Origin of the sequence: uncultured Cyclobacterium sp. (assembly GCF_963976465.1) — a bacterium.
Taxonomy (GTDB): domain Bacteria; phylum Bacteroidota; class Bacteroidia; order Cytophagales; family Cyclobacteriaceae; genus Cyclobacterium.
On record NZ_CAXBOC010000541.1, the window covers coordinates 1 to 3,543 of the forward strand.

The 3,543-nt window shown below is 39.9% G+C and carries 5 protein-coding genes; all 5 read right to left on the bottom strand.

What is annotated here, in order from left to right:
- On the bottom strand, positions 1-1,352 hold a 1,352-nt coding region (locus AAC037_RS21800), incomplete at its 3' end, for a cryptochrome/photolyase family protein (protein ID WP_339905584.1).
- Positions 1,339-1,482, bottom strand: a complete 144-nt coding sequence (locus AAC037_RS21805; RefSeq protein ID WP_303613904.1) for a DUF2256 domain-containing protein — start codon at positions 1,480-1,482, stop codon at positions 1,339-1,341. The genes AAC037_RS21800 and AAC037_RS21805, both read right to left, overlap by 14 nt.
- The gene (locus AAC037_RS21810; protein ID WP_339905587.1) at positions 1,479-2,456 is read right to left on the bottom strand and encodes an FAD-binding domain-containing protein; all 978 of its coding nucleotides are present in this window, start codon (positions 2,454-2,456) and stop codon (positions 1,479-1,481) included. The genes AAC037_RS21805 and AAC037_RS21810 overlap by 4 nt, the downstream gene beginning before the upstream one ends.
- Positions 2,457-2,557: 101 nt before the next feature.
- The gene (locus tag AAC037_RS21815) at positions 2,558-2,827 is read right to left on the bottom strand and encodes a TIGR03643 family protein (RefSeq protein ID WP_339905588.1); all 270 of its coding nucleotides are present in this window, start codon (positions 2,825-2,827) and stop codon (positions 2,558-2,560) included.
- Between the two features lie 529 nt (positions 2,828-3,356).
- The coding region (locus tag AAC037_RS21820) for a hypothetical protein (protein WP_339905590.1) at positions 3,357-3,543 on the bottom strand (187 nt) is incomplete at its 5' end.

Here is a 3,543-nt window from a genome sequence, read left to right on the forward strand (position 1 = left end):
TGCTTCATCACAAAACGCCAAAACATGCCGTCCCAAATTTCTTCCCATTCTCCTCCGGGATAATTGCTCATTTTCTTAATGTAATTTGACCCTCCAATATAAGGTTTGGTGGCAAATGTCCCTCCATCAGCAAAAAGACACATGCCATACACATTGGGCACCATTACCCAATCATAAGCATCAATAAACAATTCCATAAACCAACGGTACACCTCGTCCGGGTCAAATTCACATAGCAACATGAAATTACCTAAAACCATAAGCCTTTCTATATGGTGGCAATACCCGGTTTGAAGCACCTTTTTGATGGTTTGATCCACAGGTACTATTCCCGTGGTTCCTTCATAGAAAGAGGAAGGGATTTTTCTCTTGAAATTCCAGAAGTTATGTGTACGGGAATACCTGCCCTTGCAGAGATACATCCCTCGAATAAACTCACGCCAGCCAATAATTTGGCGAATAAATCCCTCTGTAGAATTGATGGGTATCCCCTCTTCGGCTGCAAAAGAAAGAGCGCTTTCCACTACTTCAGAAGGCAAAATCAAGCTGCTATTCATTAAAGGTGAAAGTAGGCTGTGGTTAATAAATGAAGGCTCTTTTAGTATGGCATCCTCGTATTTGCCAAAATCGTGGAAACGATACGTTAAAAACTGCTCAAGCCAATCTTTGGCTTCTTTATGATTGATAGGATAAATCCTGTCTTTGGAAACATCTCCCGGGTTTTTACTGAAATGCTTCCTTGTATAGGTGCAAGCCTCTTCCCAGGTCTTTGAATATTTGGGGAAATTTAAGGCCGGAGGTGTTTTTCCTTTAGGAAACTTCTTCCTGTTTTCTGCATCAAACGACCATTTACCTCCCACCGGATTTTGCTCTTCATCAACAAGAATCCCAAGCCTTTTACGCTGCTGCTTATAAAAGGTGGCCTGCAAAAATGATTTTTTGTCTTTTCTGAAGAAATGTTCCAATTCCTCTTCACTGTTTAAAAATTGTGGACTGGGAAAAACCTTGACTTCACAGTACTTGGAGAGCGTTTGGATGCGCTGCATCAACCAATCATCGACAGGGTCTATCAAACTGATGGACTCAATTCCTTTTTTAGTAATCTCTTGGCCGAAATTTCTTATGTCCGATAAGGAATTGTTGGTGTCTATATAATGAACTTTAAGACTCAATCCCTGCAGGTATGCCTCGTAAGCTTTCATGGAAGCCCGGTGAAAAGTTATTTTCTGTTTGTGAAACTTGTACTGCCGAAAGAAAAGAAATTCCTCCATCAGGTAAGACTCCTGTCCATTTTTAATAAGTTCACTCGCTTCAAAAAGCTGATGGGGAAAAATAATATTAATGCCTTTCATTGTCTTTATTTCTTTTGCATTTTTCACTGCAGTACTTCACTTGCTCCCAATCCCTTTTCCATTTTTTGCGCCAAGTAAATGGGCGTTTACAAGTCAAACAAACTTTTTCGGGAAGGTCTTTTTTCTTCATTTTAGGAGTTCTTTCTTACACTTTTTCCAAAAGGAGAAAAAGGAAGGATAATAACCTGTGACTGTACTGAGCCATTCCCGGGGTTCTTGGTGACCTTGATAATGTAAATTGAGCGGATGCTCCTTATACATTATGTTTTCAGGGGCTATTTGGGCAAGAAGCTCCTCAAACTCCCCTACATACAATTGTATACCCGGAATATTTTCAGCCAAACCAATCACAAAATCGATGCATTTTTGGCTTACCGGATATTTATCAAAATGGGAAGGCTCCAAAAGCAATATCCGCTGAAAATCGTCTCTTCTGTGCCATTCAGGATCCAGGTTATAGTAATTGTAGATAAGGGTAGGTTTGTTTTCTAACACCGCTACGTTTTCCCTCTTCGGCCAACAAAAGGCTACTTCAAAAGAAGTAGTTTCCTTCAACACTTCGGGCATTTCCATAATCCCAAAACTTTCATAAGGTACATCCAAAAATGTACCTTGCTGAGAACTATAAAAGAACTGATTGATATTCTCTTGGTTGGCATAATACTTCTTATTGGAAAAGGCTCCTGCCACCCATTGCCAACTCAGCTGGTTACTTGCAATATCTCCATCCAAAAGATGCGCATACATCCATCTAGCAGGGGCCAACCAATGAGAATGCGCCATATTACAGCATATGGAAGCCACATACATGCGCATATGGTTGTGCATATAGCCAGTTTCGTACAAGGCTCTAATGGCCTTATCCACCACATCGATGCCGGTGGAAGCCTCCACAATTGCCTTTGGTACCTGAAAATTTGAAACCGGCTTCTGAATATGCTTAAGTTCGGCATGAATGGCATCCCCTTTGGCCAACCATACCTGTTGCCAGTAATCTCTCCAGGCAAGTTCCTGAATAAGTTTCTCATCTTCCACTGCCAGGCCCTGAATATGTTCAAAAACCTGTCTGGTGCTTATTACACCTCTGGAAATATATGGACTCAAGTGAGTTACCGCACCATCTTCATAATTGCGGGACTGGGCATAGCGTACAGGGTCTATTGCTGTAATTCGCTTTTTTATGGCTTCTATTTGGGTTGGAAAGACTATCTTTTTGAAATTTTATTGTTAGCAATGGTTTTTTGTCTTGAGGATTTAAAACGATTTATGGCTCCATTCCTTTTGTGGAGGTGTTTTTTACTGGTCCCACTGTTTACCCGCTTTCGCCAAAGCCTGAATGAGCTAGGTTTTAACTCCCTGCGCATGCAGACGATTACTTCGGATTCCGAAAGTCCAAATTGAGCATGTATGGCCTCAAAAGGTGTTTTATCTTCCCATGCCATCTCAATGATTCTATCCCTGTCAGTTTCTTTCATCAAAAGGTATAACCGATTCCTCCCTAGGTTGTTTTACAATTACCCGAATACTTTATATCATGCTAGTAATTGATTGATTCAACCCCTTCAAACTGGTCATTCAAAAAAAGAAAACTCACCCTTTACCTAAAGCATATTACTTGTAAAGCAGTAAAAGCGGTTAAGGGAGAAATTCCATCCTCAGCCATTTTATGACTATTGACATTTGCGCAACCAAATCCCTAATGGAGTTTCGAGGTAAGCAAATGACTTTACCTAAATATCGTTTAGCTTAATTGTTTAAAAAACAATTACCTCCGCTATGGTAAAAACCCCCAATTGGAAATAAAAACCTAATAGTCAAGGTTTAACCATCAGAAAAACGGAATTAATTGCCTGAAAAAATAATCCAACACAAGAAACAAAAAAGTAAAAACCATTCCCATTATAGACCAAGTTCCCATTGCCATGAACTGGCCCCTGAGCTTGTCGAAGGGGTCGATGGGATTGATCGGCCAGCGGTCAGCGTGTTTAGTTGTTGTGAGCCATATTATTTAAACTCATTACCACAATTTTTGCATTTGTAAACAGTCTTATAGTAAATTGGAAATACCATAAAAATAAAAGAAACGATGGCAGATAAAATTCCTTTAGTTCCTTTCATTGACTTAAACCCGCTATAAATATCTTCTGATTCACATTTGGGACATTTGATTACTTCTCCTTGGTACTTTGTA